This is a genomic window from Paraburkholderia ribeironis (assembly GCF_900019265.1).
Lineage (GTDB): Bacteria > Pseudomonadota > Gammaproteobacteria > Burkholderiales > Burkholderiaceae > Paraburkholderia > Paraburkholderia ribeironis.
Genome location: NZ_CYGX02000014.1, coordinates 46,242 through 66,246, shown reverse-complemented (window position 1 = coordinate 66,246; position 20,005 = coordinate 46,242). Strand labels below are relative to the sequence as shown.

Genomic DNA, 20,005 nt, shown 5'->3' with positions numbered 1-20,005 from the left:
TCCTTGTAGAGGGATATATCAATGATGGTCAACAGTAGAAGAACTGGACCGGCCGTCTTTCATGGTTGCCGCGCGTCGAATTACTGATACTGCCGCATGAGCCACCACTGCAGCCCCTGCGACACCTGCAATCATGCCGCCGACCTTATCGGCATTCGCCTCGATACCAAACTGGTTGATGTTAGTCAGACGATCGTAGAATGAACCCTTGTCCCAGAAACCATCCTCGGAACAACCGATGCAACCGTGCCCCGACTGGATTGGGAAGCTCGTTCCATTGTTCCAGCGGGTAGTCGAGCACGCGTTGTAAGTCGTCGGCCCCTTGCATCCAACCTTGTAGAGGCAATAGCCCCGGCCAGCAAACTCGTCGTCCCACGATTCGACGAACTGCCCCGCGTCGAAATGCGGACGGCGGTAGCATTTGTCGTGGATGCGCTGGCTGTAGAACATCTTGGGCCGCCCCTGCCTGTCAAGATCCGGAATGCGGTCGAAGGTCAGCATATAGGTGATGACGCCCGTCATGACTTCGGCGATCGGCGGACAGCCAGGCACCTTGATAATCGGTTTGTTCGGGATGATCTTGTGTATCGGAGTCGCCTGCGTCGGATTCGGCCTGGCGGCCTGGACACAGCCCCACGACGCGCACGAGCCCCACGCGAGAATCGCCTTTGCGTTCTGCGAGACCCGCTTGAGTTGTTCCACGAACGGCCGGCCGCCTATGATGCAACTCATACCGTCGTGGCTCAACGGCGCATTGCCTTCCACCGCGAGAATGTAGTTGCCCTTGTACCTGGTCATCACAGTATCGAGAATCGCTTCGGCCTGATGTCCGGCGGAGGCCATCAGCGTGTCGTCGTAATCGAGAGAGATCATCGACAGCACAACGTCTTTTGCCAACGGATGCGCTGACCGGATGAACGATTCAGAGCAACATGTACATTCAAGTCCGTGCAGCCATAGAACCGGTGTACGTGGCTTGTTCTCCATCGCATACGTGATCTTCGATACAAAAGACGGCGCGAGACCGAGCGATGCTGTCGTCAATGAGCAAAATTTAAGGAAGCTGCGACGTGAAATGCCCTGCCTGCGCATCACTTCGTAGAAAGTTTCGGTCACCGCCGTCTCCCAGTATGGTTGTGGTCAATGCCTTTCGTTCCCGGATGTGAGATTTCGCTCCGTCGGTCTGGATCCACGCCCAACCTTATACAAGTCCTGGAACAGAAATCTGGCCGGCTCGATGGTCACTAGTAGGCAACATCCGTACCAACTGCGAGGGCCACTACCAGCTGGTCTTAGGAAGGAAACATCTGAGCGGGCCAATGCTTCCAAAGTATTGTTTGTGACAAAGGTTTGCGATTTTGTCCGGAAGCTGACGCCGTGTACGCCGGTCCTTCCAACTTAAAAACCGCGCAGGGGCACGGCTTACCTTTTGTTCAGGGGTTCCCGCGCGCCGGCATGAAAGCTGCACAACAATACCCCGCGCGAACAACACGCTACAGCCGATGCGTAACTCGACGGAACAAGATACCGGCAGCGCAGGCGATCGTCGTCGCACGGCCAGACCGCGCGATCACCTGTTCACCAATGGAACTACATAATGGTTGCGACAGTTAACGAAGCGAAAGCCCTCAATAGATACTTCTTCGAGCGGAGTACTGAAAGTCCTGCCCCGAGAAGATCGGCAAAGGCCGCCAGGCCTTTGGCACTCGGCGCTGTTCAGGGAGTTGCTGCGACAGGGATATCGCAAGCATCGGTGGCGGCTCGGTGCATAGGAGCCGGTCGCGCTCAATCAGGTAGCGTTCGATCTGGTTTTTTGGGCAACACACAGAACGAATCGGTAATGAATCGACAACAAAGGAATCGACAACAAAGCGGGAAAAATCAATCTGTTGTGCCGCGAACAGTAGGGCCAGTACTAGTCCATGTAACCGCAGCCAGGCGCCGGTCGCCTGGCGGTCTCCAAAGGGGCCCAGTCCCCCACGAGAACGATGTCCCCTCGCTACGGGCCTGTGTTACGTGCCTCGCCATCGCCTCCTCACTTCCGGCGAGTGAGAGCGTGTCCTCCCGCCGTTACGGTGACATCGCAGATCCCGCTTGGCGGCGGGTCAACTGGCAATGAACGACTATTACACCCGGACATCTCCCACGAATGCAGCCCGGCGTTTCAGCGTCCGGGGCATCGTCCAGGGTGTCGGCTTCCGGCCGCGCGTCGCACGGCTCGCGGTCTCACTCGGCATCACAGGCTGTGTGCACAACGCCGGCACTTCCGTGTCGATCAGTGCATACGGCACCCCATCGCAACTGGCCAGATTCGAGTCCCTGCTGCGTGAGCTGAAAGGAGCCGGTCTGCGCATCGACGCAATCGACGCGGAGCCGCTTACGCCCGAAGGTAGCGTACCTGCACACTTCGGCATTGCGCGCAGCGAAGCAGCAACGGCAGCGCTTGGAGTCGGGCCCGATCTCGCCACCTGCCCCGCATGTCTCGCCGAGGTACTCGATCCGCAGTCACGCCGATACCGCTATCCGTTCAACGCCTGCACCGACTGCGGTCCGCGCCTGTCAGTGTTCCGGAAGCCGCCATACGATCGCGCTCATACCTCGATGGCTGCTTTCTCACTTTGCGACGCGTGCGCCCGCGAATATGCTACGCCGCATGATCGCCGCTTTCATGCGCAGGCCACCAGCTGCCCTGTCTGCGGCCCAGAGGTGCGACTGGTGCGGCTCGACGGACAAGCGCTCGGGTCGGAGCTAAGCGAAGCGCTTGACGACATCGATGCGGCGGCCATGCTGATCTCGCGCGGCGAGATTGTGCTAATCAAGGGACTCGGCGGTTATCAACTCGCCTGCGATGCGACCAACGCAGACGCGGTCTCGCGCCTTCGTGCGCTCAAGGCGCGTGAAAGCAAGCCGTTTGCGCTGCTCGCACGTGACCTTACGATGGCTCGTCAGTGGTGCGAGATTGACGAGCACGCCGCGGCAGCATTGACCTCGGCAGCCGCGCCGATCGTCCTGGTCGCGAAACGGCACGCTACACCTCGTGCACTGCCTGTGCTCGCCCCCGGCATCGCCCCGGGCCTCGCCGAGCTTGGCGTCATGCTGCCACCGACAGCGCTCCACCTTCTTCTGCTGCTGGGTAATCAGACGCCGATTGTGCTTACGAGCGGCAACCTCTGCGGCGAACCACAGGCCGTGACATTCGAAGAGGCTACGACACGGTTGGGCGCAGGCCTAACCTATGTCCTCGACCATAACCGGGCGATCGAGCGCCGCGTCGACGATTCAGTCGGACGCGTTGTCGGCGGACGCTTTCGCGTCATGCGCCGCTCGCGCGGTTATGCACCTGCCCCGATTACACTACCGCGGGGCTTCGAGCCTGCGACGCAGGCGCTGGCTGTGGGTGGAGATCTGAAAAACACGTTTGCTCTGGTACGCGACGGCGAAGCCGTCCTGGCCCAGCATATCGGCGACCTGCATAACGCAGCTTGCCAGGCCGACCAGCAGAGGGCGATCACGGACTATATGCATTTCTATCGGTTCGAACCCAGGATCATCGCGTGTGATTGCCATCACGGCTATGCGGCGACCCAAAATGGGCACCAGCATTACGCGGACAGATACGTCGCTATCGGTCACCATCACGCGCACGTCGCCGCCTGCCTCGGCGAATACGGCTGGCCACTCGACGCTGGACCGTTGATCGGTGTCACGCTCGACGGTATTGGCCTTGGCCACGACGGTGAGTTGTGGGGGGGTGAGTTCCTGCTCGCAGACTATCGCCAGTGCCGGCGGATCGGTACGCTGAAGCCGATTGCGCTGCCGGGGGGTGACGCCGCGGCCCGCGAACCGTGGCGAAACCTGTATGCACAACTAATGATGGCATTCGGCTGGGCGCATCTGGCAGCGCATTACAGTGACCTCGAGTTGTTTTCCTGTCTGGCAGGCAAACCTCGCGCCACACTCGATGCAATGCTATGTAATCGCAATCTCGCCCCGCTCGCGAGCAGCGCCGGGCGCCTCTTCGATGCGGTCGCAGCAGCGTTAGGCCTGTGTTGCGACCGGGTCACCCATGAAGGCCAGGCGGCCATGCAATTGGAAGCCTGCGTCAGGGCCAGCGATTTGCTCGAGTCGGAAACACATGCCTATCCGTTCGCCGTCGGCCGTCTCGACGATGAGCAGGGACTTCCGTACATTGAGCCGCGCCCGATGTGGAAAGCATTGCTGGACGATCTGCGCCGCCGCACCCCGCACGCGCGCATCGCCGCGCGCTTTCACCGCGGTTTTGCCCGGGCCGTCGTCGGTATGGCGGTGCAGCTGGCTCAGGCGCATGGCGTTGGGACGATTGCGCTCGGTGGCGGCGTGTTCCAGAACCGGATTCTTTCCGAGCATGTGCTTGACGGCCTGCGCGATGCGGGTCTGCAGGCCCTGCTGCCCGAGCAAATCCCCACTAACGATGGTGGCCTCGCGTGGGGTCAGGCGCTAATCGCACTAGCCAGCCAGCGCGGCCCCATAAGCAACGATGATCGGATGACAAACCATGTGCCTCGGGATACCTGGTCGGATTGAAGCAGTAACCGACGTTGCGGCAAAGCTCGCGCGCGTTGACGTGTTGGGCGTCAAACGCGAAGTCAATATTGCATGCGTCCTGCAGGACGGTGACCATCCTGACGATTGCGTCGGCGCATGGGTGTTGGTGCACGTCGGCTTTGCGATGAGCCGCATCGACGAGGACGAGGCGCACATGAGCCTGCAGCTGCTGCGGGATCTCGGCGAGTTCGTGCAAGAAGTCGACACCATACGTACCGGACCCGCACGATGAGCAGCACACACCTCCTCGTCAGTCTTTACCCCCATTTGGGTGACGAAACCAACCGACGCGCCGAACTGGTGTCCGACGCGCTACTCCTCGAAGCTGTCGCCACCAAGTCGGCGGAAAGCATCGCTACTCATTCACGCTTCTTCGAAGCAAATGGCGAAGCAGTGCTTAAGGCTGCGCATCTGCTTGCGAACGCGTTTCGCGACGGCAAACGCCTCTACACGTTCGGCAACGGGGGCTCGAGTTCCGATGCGTCGCACGTGGCCGTCGAGTTTTCCCATCCGGCAACTGTGGGCCGCCCCGCGCTACCGGCACAAAACCTGGCCCAGGACACGGCGCTCGTCACCGCGATTGGCAACGACGTCGGCATCACGGAGATCTATGCGCGGCAGCTCATGGGGCTCGCGCGCCCGGGCGACATCGCGCTCGGCCTGTCTACCAGCGGAAATTCGCGCAACGTATTGCGTGGTCTTGAGGAAGGTCATCGACTTGGCGCACGTACGGTGGCACTCGTGGGCGGCGATGGCGGCGAGATGGCACGTGCGCCATTCATCGACTGCTGCCTTACGGTCAGGAGCCAATCGGTGCATCGGATCCAGGAAGCGCATGTAGTGATCTACCACGTGCTCTGGGACCTCGTACACACCCTGTTGGCCAACAACCGCGTCGCAAGGTGTGCCCAGTCATGAAGTATGTAGACGAGTATCGCGAGCCGGCGCTCGCTCGCCGGCTGCTCGACGAGATCGCAGCTTGTGCCGCACGCACCGGCGGCACGCCGCAAAGACCGCTGCAAATCATGGAGGTCTGCGGCGGACATACGCACTCGATCTTTCGTTATGGCCTGAAAGACCTGATTCCACGGACAATCGAGTTCGTCCATGGCCCGGGCTGCCCCGTCTGCGTACTGCCGATGGGACGCGTAGACGACAGTCTCACGATCGCGCGGCAACCTCACGTGATCTTCACGACCTTCGGCGACGCGATGCGCGTACCCGGTTCGACCGGCTCGCTGCTATCCGAGCGCGCTGAAGGCGCCGACGTACGCATGGTCTATTCACCGCTCGATGCACTGCAGATCGCGCGCGACAACCCGGACCGCGAAGTTGTCTTTTTCGCGCTTGGTTTCGAGACGACTATGCCGTCTACGGCCCTGACGGTACTGCAAGCCGGCCGCGAGTGCATCGATAATTTCTCACTGTTCTGTAATCACATTACGATCGTGCCGACGCTCAAGGCGATACTCGACTCGCCCGGCGCCGGCATCGATGGCTTCCTTGGCCCGGGCCATGTAGCCATGGTCATCGGCGCCGAACCGTTCGAGTTTATTGCCGCCCGTTACGCACGGCCGCTCGTAATCACGGGCTTCGAGCCAACTGATATCCTGGAAGGCTTGCTCATGCTGCTGCGCCAAATCGAGACCGGTACCGCCCGCGTCAAGAACCAGTACACGCGCGTGGTCAATCCCGCAGGAAATACCCCAGCACTCGAAGCCATCACACGCGTATTCGAACTGCGCGAATTTTTCGAATGGCGTGGTCTCGGCTCGATCGATCATTCTGGGATCCGGCTACGCTTCGACTATGCGCGCTTCGACGCCGAGCGGCGTTTCTCGGTACCCGGCGCTCCTATTGCCGATCCGAAGAGCTGCCAGTGCGGCGAAGTGCTCAAAGGTGCAATCAAGCCGTTCGAGTGTAAGGTGTTCGGCCAGGCCTGTACGCCGCAGACTCCACTCGGTGCGCTAATGGTATCAAGCGAGGGTGCGTGTTCCGCGTACTATCTGTTCGCGCGCCGCGACGACCAGGTTCAGCAGGTGCGCGCATGAAAACACCGATATCGCCTGCTGGCTCGCGCTGGGATGGCCAGCGTATTACGCTCGCACACGGGGCAGGTGGACGGGCGATGCGCGAACTCGTGGCCGAGGTTATTGTTCCGGCATTCGACAATGCATGGCTGTCAACGCTCGAAGATCAGGCGCGGCTGCCTCCAGGCTCACTCCCCGAGGGAAGTACGCTCGCGTTCACCACCGACAGCTATGTTGTATCGCCACTCGTGTTTCCCGGTGGCGATATCGGCACGCTGGCTGTGTGCGGTACCGTCAACGATCTCGCAGTCGGTGGCGCACATCCACGCTGGCTCAGTTGCGCCCTGATCCTGGAAGAAGGCACGTCTATCGATCTCCTGCGACAGGTCCTCGCGAGCATGGCCGCAAAGGCCCGTGAAGCGAAAGTGGCAATTGTCACCGGTGATACCAAGGTAGTGCAGCGTGGCGCCTGCGATGGCCTTTTCATCAACACGTCCGGGATCGGCGCAATCCCCGCAGGCCGGCACACCGGCCCCGAAACGGTTCGCAGTGGAGACCGGTTGATCGTCAACGGCACGCTTGGGGACCACGGCATCGCGATCCTGGCCGCGCGAAATGAGCTGGCGCTTGAAATTCCGGTACTCAGCGACTGTGGACCGTTGAACGAGCTAGTCGAGATCATGTTCGAGGCGGCCCCGCACGGCGGCATTCACTGGCTGCGCGACTGCACGCGTGGCGGTCTCGCCACGATCGCCAACGAGTTCGCCACCGAAGGGAAGCTCAACTTAAACCTGTTTGAATCGGCCCTGCCGGTCAACGACGCGGTCCGCGGCGCTTGTGAGATCCTCGGACTCGACCCGCTGTACCTGGCGAACGAAGGCAAGCTGGCAGCGATCGTCTCGGCACAGGCGGCCGGGCCCGTACTGGCGGCCATGCATGCCCACCCACTCGGCCAGGCTGCCGCCATCGTCGGAGAAGTGCTAAAGCCAGACACCAGAAACCGAGCGCCCGTTACGCTGCGGTCCGTATTCGGCGGGGAACGCGTTGTTGATTTACTGCATGGCGATCAATTGCCGCGCATTTGTTAAGGCAGGACAAAAACGATCCAATAAGCAATTGAGATCCCTTCGGATTTTCGCGTCCCAGCGAAGCGGCCGCGGCGCATGGCTGCGCTTCGCACCGATGTCGCGCCGTGGCCTGTTGCCCCGGCAGCATCGCCAACTGGCGCCGATTCGATGGGGCGAGAGTTGGCATTGGCTTGGGCGGATGCGATTGTTGCGTACTGACCTGACAAACAGTGGTCCTCAAGGACCATCTGCGTACTCAAGTAGCGAAGAAGAGTTGACTTGGATTAAGGGTACACACGGAAACCGCGAATAATATGAAGGAATACGACGGGCGGACATCCGCATCCGCCGCGTCAATTCACCCACATTGCCGATGTGAATGCTTCAGTGCCTACGCCAACGGGCGATCTCGGTACGCGCGACCGAAGACGTTGAAGGTTCGGACCGTTCATCGACTCCGCGGTGAGTCGAATAGCGCATGGGGCGGAAAAGGCGGTCTCTCCTGCATCGATGTGCCACGCGTCCCGTCCACTAACAAACCGCCTACCGATATCATGAGCATGCCAAATTACGACCTGCCGAAAGACATAGCAAACCATCTGGTTGATCCGCAGTCCTATACCAACCTCGACCGTCTCCATGAAATGTATACTTGGGCGCGTTCAAACAACCCTGTCGGGCGTGCAATGGCGGACGGACATGATCCGTTCTGGGTAGTCACCAAACACGCCGACGTCTCCATGATCTCACGAGACAATCTCTTGTTCCACAACGGCGACTATTCTGTCGTCTGCCGTCCGAAAGCGTCGATCGAGCATGTGATTTCCGCCACCGGTAGTCCAAACATCGTCCGGTCGCTTGTGCACGTCGACGGCGACGAACACAAGAGTCTGCGTGCGCTGACACAGTCGTGGTTCATGCCGAACAGTATCGTCAAGCTTGACGACCGCATTCGATCGATGGCACATATGATGATCGCGAAGCTGCAGCAGCAGAGCGGACAAGTGATCGATTTTGCGAATGACTTTGCATTGTATTACCCGCTGAACGTAATCATGGATATTCTCGGCGTTCCTCAGGAAGATTCCCTGCGCATGTTGACGCTGACTCAGGAGATGTTCGGAAGCGAGGATGCCGAATACAAGCGCGAAGCGCCGCGCAAGGGCGATGCGAGCAGTGCGATGGGCAAGGCCCTGCTGTCCATTGTGGCCGACTTCAAGGATTATTTCGACCGCCTGACCGAAGACCGCCGGAAGAACCCACGTAACGATATCGCAAGCTTGCTGGCCAACGCGGTGGTCAATGGCCAGCCTATCGATGAAGCGACCCGTCTTGGCTATTACGTAATCATCGCCGCAGCAGGGCATGATACGGTTTCGTCGTCCACCTCGGTCGCGATGTGGGCGTTAAGCCGCTTCCCTGAGTTACTGCCGCGACTTCAGGCGGATCGTTCGCTGATTCCGCAGTTTATCGACGAAAGCCTTCGCTATGCATCGCCGGTGCGTCATTTCATGCGTACGGCGACTGCCGACACCAACGTCCGGGGCCGGACAATCCGCAAGGGCGATTGGCTGATGCTCTGCTATGGGTCGGCAAATCGTGACGAGGAAGTCTTTCCGGATCCGTTCGCATTCGATATCGACCGCAAACCGAACCGGCATCTCGCGTTTGGCGTCGGCGCCCATGTGTGCCTGGGTCAGCATCTCGCGAACATGGAAATGTGCATCTTATTTGAGGAACTGATCCCGAGGTTGCGGCTTATCGAGCCCGCGGGTGAAATCGAATTCATAGCGTCCAGCTTCGTGAGCGGCCCGAAGCATCTTCCGGTTCGTTGCGTTGTGCAATGACCACTGGACCAGCGCGTGAGTCTGTCGAACTGGCGACGCTGGAATGGGTGGCCTGGTTCAACCATCATCGGCTGATGGAACCGCTCGGCTATATCCCGCCCGCGGAAGCTGAGGCAAACTCGCGGCTACGTCAGCACATTTAGCTTGACGTAGGCTCATGCGCGCATGCCGACGCGGACGTTGCTGGCAGATTGATCAGCCCCATCATGATCAATGTAAGAAGACCTTGACGCACCGCATACCTGCCCTCTTGTCGGCTTGCGCTGACGGGACTACCCTTTCCAGACACGCTTCGGCGCAGCCAACGCGGCTCGAGCTTCCGTCTGTCGTAGAACCACCGAAAACACCTTGGCGATCGCTTTGCCGCGTCGCATCGTTGCACCGAGCTTAGCCAAAAGCTGTCCGGTTCTTCAGGAAAGTTCAGTTACTCGAACTACTGCGAACCCAACGCTTTAATGTCAACGCACACGTACTGTGCAGACTAAGACACGATGCACGGAAGGATGGATGGTGTGAGCCCAATGGCGCGGCCACGCCAAACCGCGTGGAGATCTGAATGCTTTTTCAAGAGCTTACGAATGAGGAATGGGCGCAACTATCAGCGCTCTTTTCAGACCCGCCAGCCGCCCGCGTGAATCGGCGCGGACGACCCTGCGCCCAATCCCGTATGGTCGCCAATGCCATCCTGTGGAACCTGACAACTTGCGAGCCGTGGTCGAAGCTTCCCGATCGCTATCCGTCGAAGCCTACGTGCCGGCGCCGCTTCACGGAGTGGCAAGTCAACGGCACGTTGGGCGAGATGGTCCGGCTGTTGACGCTAAACGGCCGGACTTTCGCCTATGTGCCTGAGCCGACGCCGCCCGTCGCGGCACTCGCGGTCGTAGCGCCCACGTCGCGCGGAAATCTCGCGCGCAGCGTTTTTTGGTCCAGCCCTGAAACATGGCAACGTGGCATCCAGGAGGCGGGCGAGACGGCCGGTTTGCGCCCACTCGAGCCAATGACGCACATCACTCACCAGCTCGCGCTGTCGGCCGGCACCGAGACGTGCCGCATCGACACGCGGGCAGGGGCTGCCGTGGCGCAGGCCACATTGGGCGCTCCGGAAAAGAACGACTCGCATAACGAACCGGACGGCACTATCGGGCGCGAGAGCGTAGACAAGCGGCCGCATGCCGCCGATGGTGCGCCGAAGGACAGCGAAGCACGCGACGAAACCGCGCCCGCCAGCAGCCAGCACATGCCCTTGTGGATGAGCCTCACGACAGCGCGCGACCTGCAGGTTGAAGAACACCATGGCTACGTGATTTATGTTGTGGCCGAACGCGTGCGTCACGGAGAGTTTCGTGCGTGTGCGGAGATCGCGAAGGATCGTGAGCGCGTCGAGCGCCCGGGCCTGATTGGTCCGCGTTTCGCCGATGCGGACACCGCGCACCGCTTCGCTCTTGACTGGGCGCGCCAATGGATCCACCGGGAATGTGCCTTGCGGATCGAGCGGTGCGACGACTGTGGCGACTTCGGCGCTTCGCTACCCACATTGCCGACCAGCTGAATCCGCGGGCTGCGTCGCGATAACGATGGCAGGGCAAGTCCAATATGAAAAGGACGGCTTATGCCGCCAACGAACAGAACTGCTCGGCGGGAGTTTGTCGGGCTCCCTTTGTCTTCTTTCATCTGCCCCGCCGGTATGGCAATTCCGTTCCAGCGCCTGACGAACTGCGGTGTAAATCGCCTCACCCAACGCATGATCGTCGTGTGCGCCAGCGACAGGCCCCGTTCGACCATCATCTCAACCAGATCACGCAGGCTGAGCTTGTAGCGAAGGTACCATCGCACGCACAGCACGATGATCTCCCGATCAAAATGCCGGCCATCGAACAACCCCTCCACACCTTTCCGCCTGCTCATCATCGCCCACCAGATCATCGGGCTGGCTACTTTACAGAGTCCGCATGCCTAGTTGCAACAGATCTTGCGCGTGCAGGGTGACAGGCGGTATGACTTGACCATGGAGTGGTGAAAACCATTTGGGAAGCGAATGGGTCTTATCCAAACAATCGATTTTTGCAATTCCAGGAAATGCCGCATAGTACGTCCCGCAGTGTCGGTGTGCCGGTGGCACAGTTTGAATCCGCAGTGAAATGGAAATTTGCATGACCTGCCTAGATGCAATGCGCGCTATCGGCGCGGATATCGATCTGGATCCGAACCGGATTTATTGGGCCGCGCTGGCTATCAATAACTATCGGACCCATGATCGCCCGTGAAGAAGATGGCCGCGTTGACGACGGTCGCTTCGACCTGAGGTCGGCGCACTCGGCCGGTTTGCCGGAGCAAACAAATGCACGTTCTCGATGTTAATCAGATGGCCCAGTTCTTCGTGAACTCGTTCAAGCTCGTGGCGATCTTCGCTACCGTCTGCCTCGCGCTCGAGCTGATCTTTCCGGCTTACCGATACAGTTTTGCCTCATACGTTCGCGGTGTGCGGAACTGGATCATTCGCATTGGATGCGGCGCATTAATCTGGCACGTCTACGCTGTGGGTCTGGAATGGTTAGGAGTGAAGCCGCTCCTGACGGTCAACTTCGGGACGTTGTTTCACTCCGACAGCGCAATCATTAAGGTGGGCTTCGCCGTCCTTTCGGGCGTTTTAGTCGCAATTGCCGGTGACTTCTTTTACTACTGGATGCACCGTGCACAGCATGCTGTTCCATTCCTGTGGCGCATGCACGCTGCTCATCACTCAATTCGCGAACTGACGGCGTGGAATTGCAATCATTACATTTCCGAGCCACTAATTTACGCAGTGTTTGTAGCACTACCACTCACGCTGATCCACTTCGAATCCGGCGTGGTGCCCGTCGTTGCCATGACGCTGATTACCTTTCAGGCCCATCTTTCTCACTCTAGCACGCGCATCAATCTTGGGCCGCTTCGATACATTATCGGCGACGGTAAGTTCCACCGTATTCACCACTCGTGGGAACTGCATCACCGGCGCCGAAACTATGGGTTCTTTACGACCATCTGGGACACGATTTTCCGCACGGCATACTGGCCAAAAAAGGATGAGTGGCCGGAAGTTGGTCTCCGAGACCAGTCCGAACCGCTCACCGTGCGCGACTACTTTATGTTCCCGTTTGATCAACGCCGCTGGCGTAGAGCTAAAGTCGGAAGTGGTGTACAGGAGAGTTGAAGCTGGGGATTCAACGCGGTGAAGGCTTACGCTGAGAATCTGATTGTCGAGGTCGGAAACCAGCAAACAACAGATCGTCTGGAACAGCCCCTGAAACCGGACACGGGACAAGATGAACGTGAACGGCTGAAAGCTCGATGAAGACGCTGAATCCGGACGTGGCCAGCGTGCTCAAACGCCTGCATTACCCGCTTGATGTAACCCTGAGGCGCGTGCTGGTGGATGTCTTACGTGCCAAGCCTGCGAAACCTCGAAGAAATGACGGCGGAACGAGGCTCTCAGTGGATCATTCAACCGTGCATCGTTGGGCGTTCAAGCTGCTGCCGGTTCTGGAGAAAGCGTTTCGCCGCCACAAACGCCCCGTCTGCCAGAGCTCGCGCGTCGACGAGACCTATATCACGGTCAATGGCCAATGGAAATACCTGTATCACGCCGTCGACAAAGCCAGCAACACCATCGATTTTCTGTTGCGGGCCCATCGGGATAAGACTGCGGCATGGCGGCATTTCGAAAAATCGATCGCGCAGAATGGCGAACCCGAGACAGTGACGATCGATAAAAGCGGCGCCAATATGGCTGCACTGGAAGCCATCAACGCCGAGCGCGAAACACCGATCAAGATCTGGCAGACGAAGTACCTGAACAATATCATCGAACAGGGCCACCGCGCGATCAAGCGGCGTGCGCGCCCCATGCTCGGGTTCAAGAATTTCCTGTATGCACGCATCATGCTCGGTGGCATCAAGGTGGCTCACATGATCGCCAAGGGGCAGATGAAAGACAACGGCGTCCGGCAAACTTTCGCCCACGCAGCGTTTCTATCTGGATCGGAATGCTGCTTAAGCCGCTGGCCTCCACTGATTCCGACCGACCTCATCCACCCGACAGGAGACAGCAACACCGTGCCTCGAATCTCGATCCTTGCGAGCTGCGCCGCCACCGCCACCCTGATGCTCGGCGCCACCGGCGCACAGGCCGCGACTTGGTCTGCATCTTCCCCCGCGACTTGGTCTGCATCTTCCCCCGCGACTTCGTCCTGCTCCTCGACCAACCTTTTCGCTTCGTGGACCTACGGCAGCTACACCTTCAACAATGACGTCTGGTCGCCCTGCAGCAATGTCGCAGCGGGCGCGCAGACCATCTGGGCCAACACCGACCACGACTGGGGCGTCACTTCAGATCAGCCCGACACCAGTGGCATCAAGTCCTATCCGCACATCGGATACTCGCCCAACAAAACCATCAGTTCGCTGAGCACGCTGACCGCGGTGGTCTCGGCTACTACGCCTTCCAGTGGTGCCTGGGAGTCAACCTTCGACATCTGGGCCGGCAGCAAGGCGCACGAGATCATGCTCTGGCTGAACTACACCGGAACCTCGGCGGGCTGCGGCAATGTCAAGCCGATCTCCTACAACTGGACATCCGACGGATGCGCGATCCCACTTCACAGCAACGTCTCGCTGTCCGGCGGCACCTGGAACGTCTACGTGGGCAGCAACGGCAGCAACATGGTCTATTCGTTTCTGCGCACGACCAAGACCGACAACACCACGATCGATGTGCTGGCATTCATGAAGTACCTGAAGTCGCTGAACTATTTCGATGACGTCATGATCAGCGACGTCCAGTACGGCTTCGAGATCACCTCGTCGTCGGGCGGCCTGAGCTTCGCGGCCAAGAACTTCGCCATCACCGCCGAATGATGCCGGCGCCCGGCGTCGCGGACCGCGGTTTGCACGCCCGGCGTTCCGGCTTCCTTCATCGCGCAGCGCAGCGCGCGATCCGTCACGCGACGATCATCCGCGGCAACGAGGGTAACGGGTTTCACCGCCGGCTCATGTTGTCATGTTCGCTCACCGATGCAGGAACCCGCAGGCGTACGTGCCTGCCCAACTCTCGTTCGCGTCGACTTTGCATACATTGATGGCCTGAAGGAGTCAGATCCAATCAGATGCGAGGACATGCTTTCGGCTCGTTAATACCGCCAGGAAAGGCGGCCTTCTGGTATGCCCGCGCTATTTGCATCACGACCAAACGCTTCACCCAACGCATGATCGTCGTGTGCGCCAGCGACAGGCTCCGTTCGGCCATCATCTCAACCAGATCACGCAGGCTGACCTTGTAGCGAAGGTACCATCGCACGCACAGCACGATGATCTCCCGATCAAAATGCCGGCCATCGAACAACCCCTCCACACCCTTCCGCCTGCTCATCATCGCCCACCAGATCATCTGGGCTGGCTACTTTAGCCGAGTCCGCATGCCTATTTGCAGCAGATCCCTTCGCAGCATGCTTACGTGGAACGCCGGCTCGGCTTCTTGTGGAATGTCTGCTCGCTTCGCCACGGAACGGCTGCTCGATTTGCGCGGAATACGCATCATCTCAGACGAGTCACTTGACACGCATCAAATCGCCAATTCTCTACGTAGCTATCCTTATCATGAATACACGCTGAAAGGCTTGGCGACCCGCTGCGGTTGACGAAGGAAGTGCAACTGGGGCAGTCTCGCTAGACGTAGCATGCCTAATTTGCCACTCAAGACATGTTCGATGCTGGTCGCGGGAGATTGTTCTTGTCCGAGAGGTCGCGCAAAGCGGTATGACAGTGATATGCAGCCTTGGTCATCGGAAAGGCCTATCGCTGGGCAAGCGTCAGTCAGTTAAGGATTGACAGTGCGATCGGCAAGCCCGTCGGCGTTCCACACAGAACGGTCTTTGGAAACTACAGAAAAATGGCAACAGGCACAGTGAAGTGGTTTAACGATGTGAAGGGTTTTGGGTTCATTACGCCAGATGACGGGAGCGATGACCTGTTTGCGCATTTCTCCGAAATCCAGGCGAAAGGCTTCAAGTCCTTGCAGGAAAATCAGCGAGTGAGCTTCGATGTGAAGCGAGGACCCAAGGGCAAGCAGGCGGCAAATATCCAACCGCTTTGACCGGCGTCGATACCACGTTTTGAATCGCCCCAAGAATCGTGGAGGGGCGTCGATGTCTACGCGCTGCCGAAAGAGCCCGCTGCCTTGGCGGTCCCTGCTACGAATGTTCCGTCCGATTCCAACGCAAACAGCAACGCAAACGCGACCACCAACGTCGACGAAGCGCCCGCCAGCGCTTCCGCGATAGTCAGCAGCGGCGCCGCGCGGCGAAAACCACGGACTATCTGCCGTTACCGAAGTGAGGTTCCCCAGATGAGGCAAGCATCGAACATCTACGCACCGCTAGAAGCGTGCGCCGCCGACTTCGCCGATTTGCAGAATACGCTCGCCGATCCCGCCGCCGGACCACGCCTTGCCGCGATGCTCGAGGCACTCGAGGCGACCGTGAAGAACGTGAGCGAAGCGCACGGCGCGACGGAGCTCGACCGCAACGATCTCGCGAAGCTGTATCGCGGCCATAGGGCGCGCCACCGGAGCCGCCGCCGGACAGGAGGCTCGCGGCTGTTCGGCGGCTGGCCGTCACACAGGGCAGCATTCTTGGCCCGAGAACGAGGAGGCATCATGTTGGTCCAACAATTTGGCGCCATCACCGGAATGGCCGATGACCGGTTCGATTGCGCGGCGTCGCCGTATCGCTGCCCGCAGGACACGTGTGATACCACGTCGATGTTGAACGCAGAAGGACATATTGTTAGCTATTGGCATCGACAAGAAAACTGCAACTCGGAATTGCTCCCGCACCTATTACAGAGGTTATCGGCGCTGCTATGGACGCTAATCAAAAATCACAACGCCGAAAAGTGACGAGCAAGCGTTTCGTGCTCGCCGTTCTGCTCAATCGCTTCCTTGAAGTAGCGGCGCGCAGCAGCCTTGTCACGATAGGCGCCCACTAGGATATCAGTTGAATTGCCACGATTCAGATCAATATTTTGCAGGCCCAATTAGCCAGTATGGCATGGCCATTTTACCTGCCGACGCGGCACCTCATACCTGATCGGAGCAATTCCATTGGATCGCACTATCACGAAAGAAGGTGTGCCAATGAGGTTCTTGACGATTTTTATTTTTCTGATGATCTATTTTTCCGGCGCTGCGTTGGCGGCAGTCAACGATCGACGCGTAGTCACCTGGAATCTACAAGGCTCCAGCGCAAGCACTGAGAGTAAATGGAATTCAAATATTCGCATGGTGCTACTTGGGAATCGGGATGGTGGATCGACATCCGATTCAAGGCGTATTGATGTTATGACGATACAGGAGGCTGGGTCACTACCTGCATCAATTACGGCTAATCCTGCACTTCCATTGGATGGCCGGTTGGTGAACCCAGATCAGGTTGCCGCGCCTATAAACGAATATGTCTGGAATTTGGGTTCCTCAGGAAGGCCAATCGATTACTACGTTTACTTTTCCCGAGTCGACACGGGCGCTAACCGAGTAAATCTCGCTATTCTTAGTAGAGAGCGGGCTAATCAGGTAATCTTGCTTAGACCACGGGCTTGGAGTGGTGCAAGACCAATATTGGGAATCAGACTCGGATCGGACTATTATTTCGGGATTCATGCCTTGGCAAACGGCGGAACGGATTCCGGAGCAATCGTTGCTCGAGTTTGGGAGTATTTTTATCAAAATCAGATCTCGGATCAATGGTTGATTACCGGCGATTTTAATCGCGAGCCCAATCAATTGCGCGACCTCCTTCTGAAAAACTATCCGCAACAATACAGGAATGTGACTTTTCAGAATGAGGATCGACCAACCCATAGGACAAGCGGCCATAATCTAGATTATGGGATTGCCGGACAACTTAACAACCCATTCGGCGGTCCCAAATTTAACTGCGACTTATTTACACCGAGCCTAATGGGGCAACTGGTATCGGATCACTTCCCCGTTTTATTTTGGCCCAAAAATAGATAGGTGAGACGATAAGAGTATTGCGTATATCTAGCTCCTATGTGAGCTAGTTCCGCGGGCTGCGCGGTGGTCGTGTGCCGTGTTCTGAGAAGACGAGACGTTGCGCTCAATCTTTTCATCCCAGCCTACCTGGTTATCAAGCTGTTATTGATGATGGGAAGATATTTCGCAAATGCAAAGATCGATGAAAAAATGCGCGTAACACGACGGTCAATACTTTTCGTGAGCCTAGGTTTTCTCATGGCTCGAGTGCTCCAGCCCGTGCATGTTGTACGACCTGCACGGCGCAGGCTTTGCACTGTTCATTTGACGGAGGCGAGCATGAAGACCTATCGAGATTTTATTTCGCCCGTTCCAGATAACTTCGCGTTCGACAAAAATTATTACAAAAAATACGTTGACGCGAGTGGCATCCCAGTTGTTGCGACGGCAGAAGTAGGCGATCTTGCGCTTCTCAAGGCGAAATGCATCATCGACGCAATGGTATCAAGGCATGACGCAATCCGGACCCGGTTATCAATAAATGTAACGGGGTTTCTCGTTATCCCAAAGAATAAGGAGATGACGACGCTTCCGGAGTATGTCAATCTGGATCGACAATTTCCACTACCATGTGGGGAAAAATGGGACAAAAGAGCGCAGGGCATTGGCTGGACCTCTTACCTTCCCTATGCAAGTTGCAGTGAAGCGAATTTGCTGAAAGTGGGGCGCCCTTCGGACAGATATCCACACGAATCTATTTGCATCCATGAGTTTGCCCATACTGTCATGGATGCCGGAATACTGCTTCATGATCCAGAGTTCGGTGACCGCTTGGATAGGTTGTATAAGAATGCGAAAGAAAAGTATCTGGGGGATTCATACGCCGGGCAAAATCCCGGGGAGTATTGGGCAGAAGGCGTGCAAGCATGGTTCAATGCGGCAGATTGCAATAATAGAACCAAGACACCAACATGCACTATTCATGAACTATATAAAACCGATCCACGTTTTGCCTGCGAAATTAGCAAATGGTTTCCCTCCCCATATGAAATTTCACCCATTTACCCGTAGGCCAATGCGTTCATCCGGATCGAGCCGTTGAACCGCACCGTGTCGAGGCCTTAGCCTTGCCCCTGTTTGACGAAGCCCTTAGCCACGCGAATTGTGCAGCTTCGCCTTTGCCGAGCCGCGAGCCAGTTCTTCTCGAATGTCATGGGGTGACGTAGTCTTTGAGCAGGAGGAAATCAAGATCGTCTGGGGTCATGTGTGCATCCGAAAGTTGTGGTTGCGGACGCACCACATGACCCTCCTCAGTTGACCTCGCCAGATGCGGAGGGAACCACCGCTCACGATTCATGCGTGTCGGTGCTGCGCTTCTCACCATGCCAGTTATCCTCATGGATCTGGTGCAAATAGGTGGCGTGTCGCAATTCTATCTTATAGATAGTGATACCTTATCGCTTGAAAGGGACGACATTCCAGAAAAAGGGAGCAGTAATGTCCCCAAGCGCGGGAGCGGAGAAGTCGAACAGCCCTTGCGCATTGTGGTGCAAATAGCGCGGGCAAGCGAGGAGACCGCCTTTCCTGGCGGTATTTGCCACGGATCTTCACGCAGGTCTCATCAACGCGCCACGACTGACCGGCTGCCGTGGCCCAGCGATTCCAGCGTTTGACGAACTCCGGCGTGAAATGCTTCACCTAGCGCATGATCGTAGTGTGCGCCAGCGACAGACCGCGCTCGACCATCATTTTAGCGAGGGCTCGAAAACTGAGCTTGTAACGCGGGTAACAACGCACGCAAAGGACAACAATTTCGCGGTCGAAGTTGCGCCCGTTGAACGACTCGTCGATGTCCCTAAACTTACTCATTGGCTCGTGCTCATTAAAAGCTCAAACGCAACAGACCGGCCATTTGAATTGCACCACAGCCCCCGCGCCTTCAAACTCGCCGGAACGCTTCATCACGGCATGCTTCAGTTCCACAGCGGAATTCAGCACGTCGGTTTCCGAGTTCAACGCCGCGGTGACCTTGCCAGCGGTGGACGTCATACGTTGGAGCCTGTCAGAAGAACCCGCGTCCAGCTCGTTCTGAAGCTTTCTGGCTTCAATCTGCTGTCGGACCTTGTCAGAGTCAACGGGTGTGTTGTGGTTGCTATTCGACATTCTGCATTCCTCTATAACTGGCCGACTTCGGCGTTGAAATTAACGGCACCGAGACCGTAGGCTTCGAAGAAAGTCGCGCAACGACTCACCTCGTATCAAACAAGGCTGACGGCTAACGTGCGGCTGAGCGCCCGCTTTCATGCCCTGTATGCGGCTCTGACCAGCCAGTAGACAGGTTACCGTTGCAGCGGACTGTTCTGTAGGGGAAGAAACCTCCCTATAGGTCTCCCAGTTCGATTGTTTTGAATGAGAGAATACGCGACAAGCGGCATCGCCGCACCTAGG

At 57.9% G+C, this 20,005-nt stretch carries 16 protein-coding genes and 5 pseudogenes; 15 read left to right on the top strand and 6 right to left on the bottom strand.

Translation table 11 applies throughout. From position 1 onward, the window contains the following. Positions 1-18: 18 nt before the first annotated feature. Positions 19-1,116 carry a hydrogenase small subunit gene (locus BN2475_RS07645; RefSeq protein ID WP_094778937.1) on the bottom strand — a complete coding sequence of 366 codons (1,098 nt, stop codon included), beginning with the start codon at positions 1,114-1,116 and terminating at the stop codon, positions 19-21. 999 nt (positions 1,117-2,115) lie between these two features. Between BN2475_RS07645 and hypF the strand changes: the two genes are divergently transcribed. From hypF to BN2475_RS07610, 8 genes are all read left to right on the top strand, one after another. Continuing rightward, positions 2,116-4,563, top strand: a complete 2,448-nt coding sequence (gene hypF / locus BN2475_RS07640; protein WP_094778936.1) for a carbamoyltransferase HypF — start codon at positions 2,116-2,118, stop codon at positions 4,561-4,563. After that, complete coding sequence (locus BN2475_RS07635; RefSeq protein WP_094778935.1) at positions 4,535-4,816, top strand: HypC/HybG/HupF family hydrogenase formation chaperone; 282 nt, start codon at positions 4,535-4,537, stop codon at positions 4,814-4,816. The genes hypF and BN2475_RS07635 overlap by 29 nt, the downstream gene beginning before the upstream one ends. Next, positions 4,813-5,502 carry a D-sedoheptulose-7-phosphate isomerase gene (locus BN2475_RS07630; RefSeq protein WP_094778934.1) on the top strand — a complete coding sequence of 230 codons (690 nt, stop codon included), beginning with the start codon at positions 4,813-4,815 and terminating at the stop codon, positions 5,500-5,502. The genes BN2475_RS07635 and BN2475_RS07630 overlap by 4 nt, the downstream gene beginning before the upstream one ends. Then, entirely contained in the window at positions 5,499-6,635 is a 1,137-nt protein-coding gene (gene hypD, locus BN2475_RS07625; RefSeq protein ID WP_094778933.1) for a hydrogenase formation protein HypD, read from the top strand. Before BN2475_RS07630 ends, hypD begins: the two co-directional genes overlap by 4 nt. After that, positions 6,632-7,702, top strand: a complete 1,071-nt coding sequence (gene hypE / locus BN2475_RS07620) for a hydrogenase expression/formation protein HypE (RefSeq protein ID WP_094778932.1) — start codon at positions 6,632-6,634, stop codon at positions 7,700-7,702. Before hypD ends, hypE begins: the two co-directional genes overlap by 4 nt. Before the next feature lie 533 nt (positions 7,703-8,235). Next, positions 8,236-9,528: a cytochrome P450 gene (locus BN2475_RS07615; protein WP_094778931.1), complete on the top strand. Its 1,293-nt coding sequence runs from the start codon at positions 8,236-8,238 to the stop codon at positions 9,526-9,528. Continuing rightward, positions 9,525-9,671, top strand: coding sequence for a hypothetical protein (locus tag BN2475_RS34205; protein ID WP_159444533.1), 147 nt, complete (start codon positions 9,525-9,527; stop codon positions 9,669-9,671). The genes BN2475_RS07615 and BN2475_RS34205 overlap by 4 nt, the downstream gene beginning before the upstream one ends. Before the next feature lie 413 nt (positions 9,672-10,084). After that, positions 10,085-11,077, top strand: coding sequence for a DUF6566 family protein (locus tag BN2475_RS07610; protein WP_094778930.1), 993 nt, complete (start codon positions 10,085-10,087; stop codon positions 11,075-11,077). A 152-nt stretch (positions 11,078-11,229) separates the two neighbouring features. On the opposite strand, the pseudogene BN2475_RS35350 reads toward BN2475_RS07610, so the two are convergent. After that, positions 11,230-11,436, bottom strand: a pseudogene (locus tag BN2475_RS35350) (IS6 family transposase); the annotation flags it as partial. Positions 11,437-11,866: 430 nt separating this feature from the next. Between BN2475_RS35350 and BN2475_RS07600 the strand changes: the two are divergent. The 3 genes and pseudogenes from BN2475_RS07600 to BN2475_RS36195 all read left to right on the top strand — a co-directional run bounded on the left by BN2475_RS07600 (position 11,867) and on the right by BN2475_RS36195 (position 14,424). Beyond that, a complete protein-coding gene (locus BN2475_RS07600) occupies positions 11,867-12,721 on the top strand; it encodes a sterol desaturase family protein (protein WP_094778929.1) in 855 nt (284 codons plus the stop codon). A gap of 137 nt (positions 12,722-12,858) precedes the next feature. Beyond that, a pseudogene (locus BN2475_RS07595) lies at positions 12,859-13,521 on the top strand (IS6 family transposase); the annotation flags it as partial. Beyond that, positions 13,495-14,424: a GH12 family glycosyl hydrolase domain-containing protein gene (locus tag BN2475_RS36195; RefSeq protein ID WP_425435483.1), complete on the top strand. Its 930-nt coding sequence runs from the start codon at positions 13,495-13,497 to the stop codon at positions 14,422-14,424. The pseudogene BN2475_RS07595 and the gene BN2475_RS36195, both read left to right, overlap by 27 nt. A 337-nt stretch (positions 14,425-14,761) precedes the next feature. Here the strand turns inward: BN2475_RS36195 and BN2475_RS07585 are convergent. Then, a pseudogene (locus BN2475_RS07585) lies at positions 14,762-14,938 on the bottom strand (IS6 family transposase); the annotation flags it as partial. A gap of 516 nt (positions 14,939-15,454) precedes the next feature. Here BN2475_RS07585 and BN2475_RS07580 point away from each other — a divergent pair. Then, entirely contained in the window at positions 15,455-15,658 is a 204-nt protein-coding gene (locus tag BN2475_RS07580; RefSeq protein ID WP_094778954.1) for a cold-shock protein, read from the top strand. Positions 15,659-15,910: 252 nt separating this feature from the next. Further along, a complete protein-coding gene (locus tag BN2475_RS35340; RefSeq protein WP_245841178.1) occupies positions 15,911-16,462 on the top strand; it encodes a hypothetical protein in 552 nt (183 codons plus the stop codon). 5 nt (positions 16,463-16,467) lie between these two features. On the opposite strand, the pseudogene BN2475_RS34815 reads toward BN2475_RS35340, so the two are convergent. Then, positions 16,468-16,572: pseudogene (locus BN2475_RS34815) on the bottom strand (IS6 family transposase); the annotation flags it as partial. Positions 16,573-16,666: 94 nt separating this feature from the next. Between BN2475_RS34815 and BN2475_RS07570 the strand changes: the two are divergent. Together BN2475_RS07570 and BN2475_RS33455 are read left to right on the top strand one after the other, a co-directional pair. Further along, a complete protein-coding gene (locus BN2475_RS07570; RefSeq protein WP_245841174.1) occupies positions 16,667-17,578 on the top strand; it encodes a cytolethal distending toxin subunit B family protein in 912 nt (303 codons plus the stop codon). A 318-nt stretch (positions 17,579-17,896) separates the two neighbouring features. Then, complete coding sequence (locus tag BN2475_RS33455; RefSeq protein WP_143325744.1) at positions 17,897-18,628, top strand: hypothetical protein; 732 nt, start codon at positions 17,897-17,899, stop codon at positions 18,626-18,628. Between the two features lie 519 nt (positions 18,629-19,147). Here the strand turns inward: BN2475_RS33455 and BN2475_RS35335 are convergent. Beyond that, positions 19,148-19,426, bottom strand: a pseudogene (locus tag BN2475_RS35335) (IS6 family transposase); the annotation flags it as partial. A 21-nt stretch (positions 19,427-19,447) separates the two neighbouring features. Continuing rightward, a complete protein-coding gene (locus tag BN2475_RS33450) occupies positions 19,448-19,720 on the bottom strand; it encodes a hypothetical protein (protein WP_143325743.1) in 273 nt (90 codons plus the stop codon). Between the last annotated feature and the right edge of the window lie 285 nt (positions 19,721-20,005).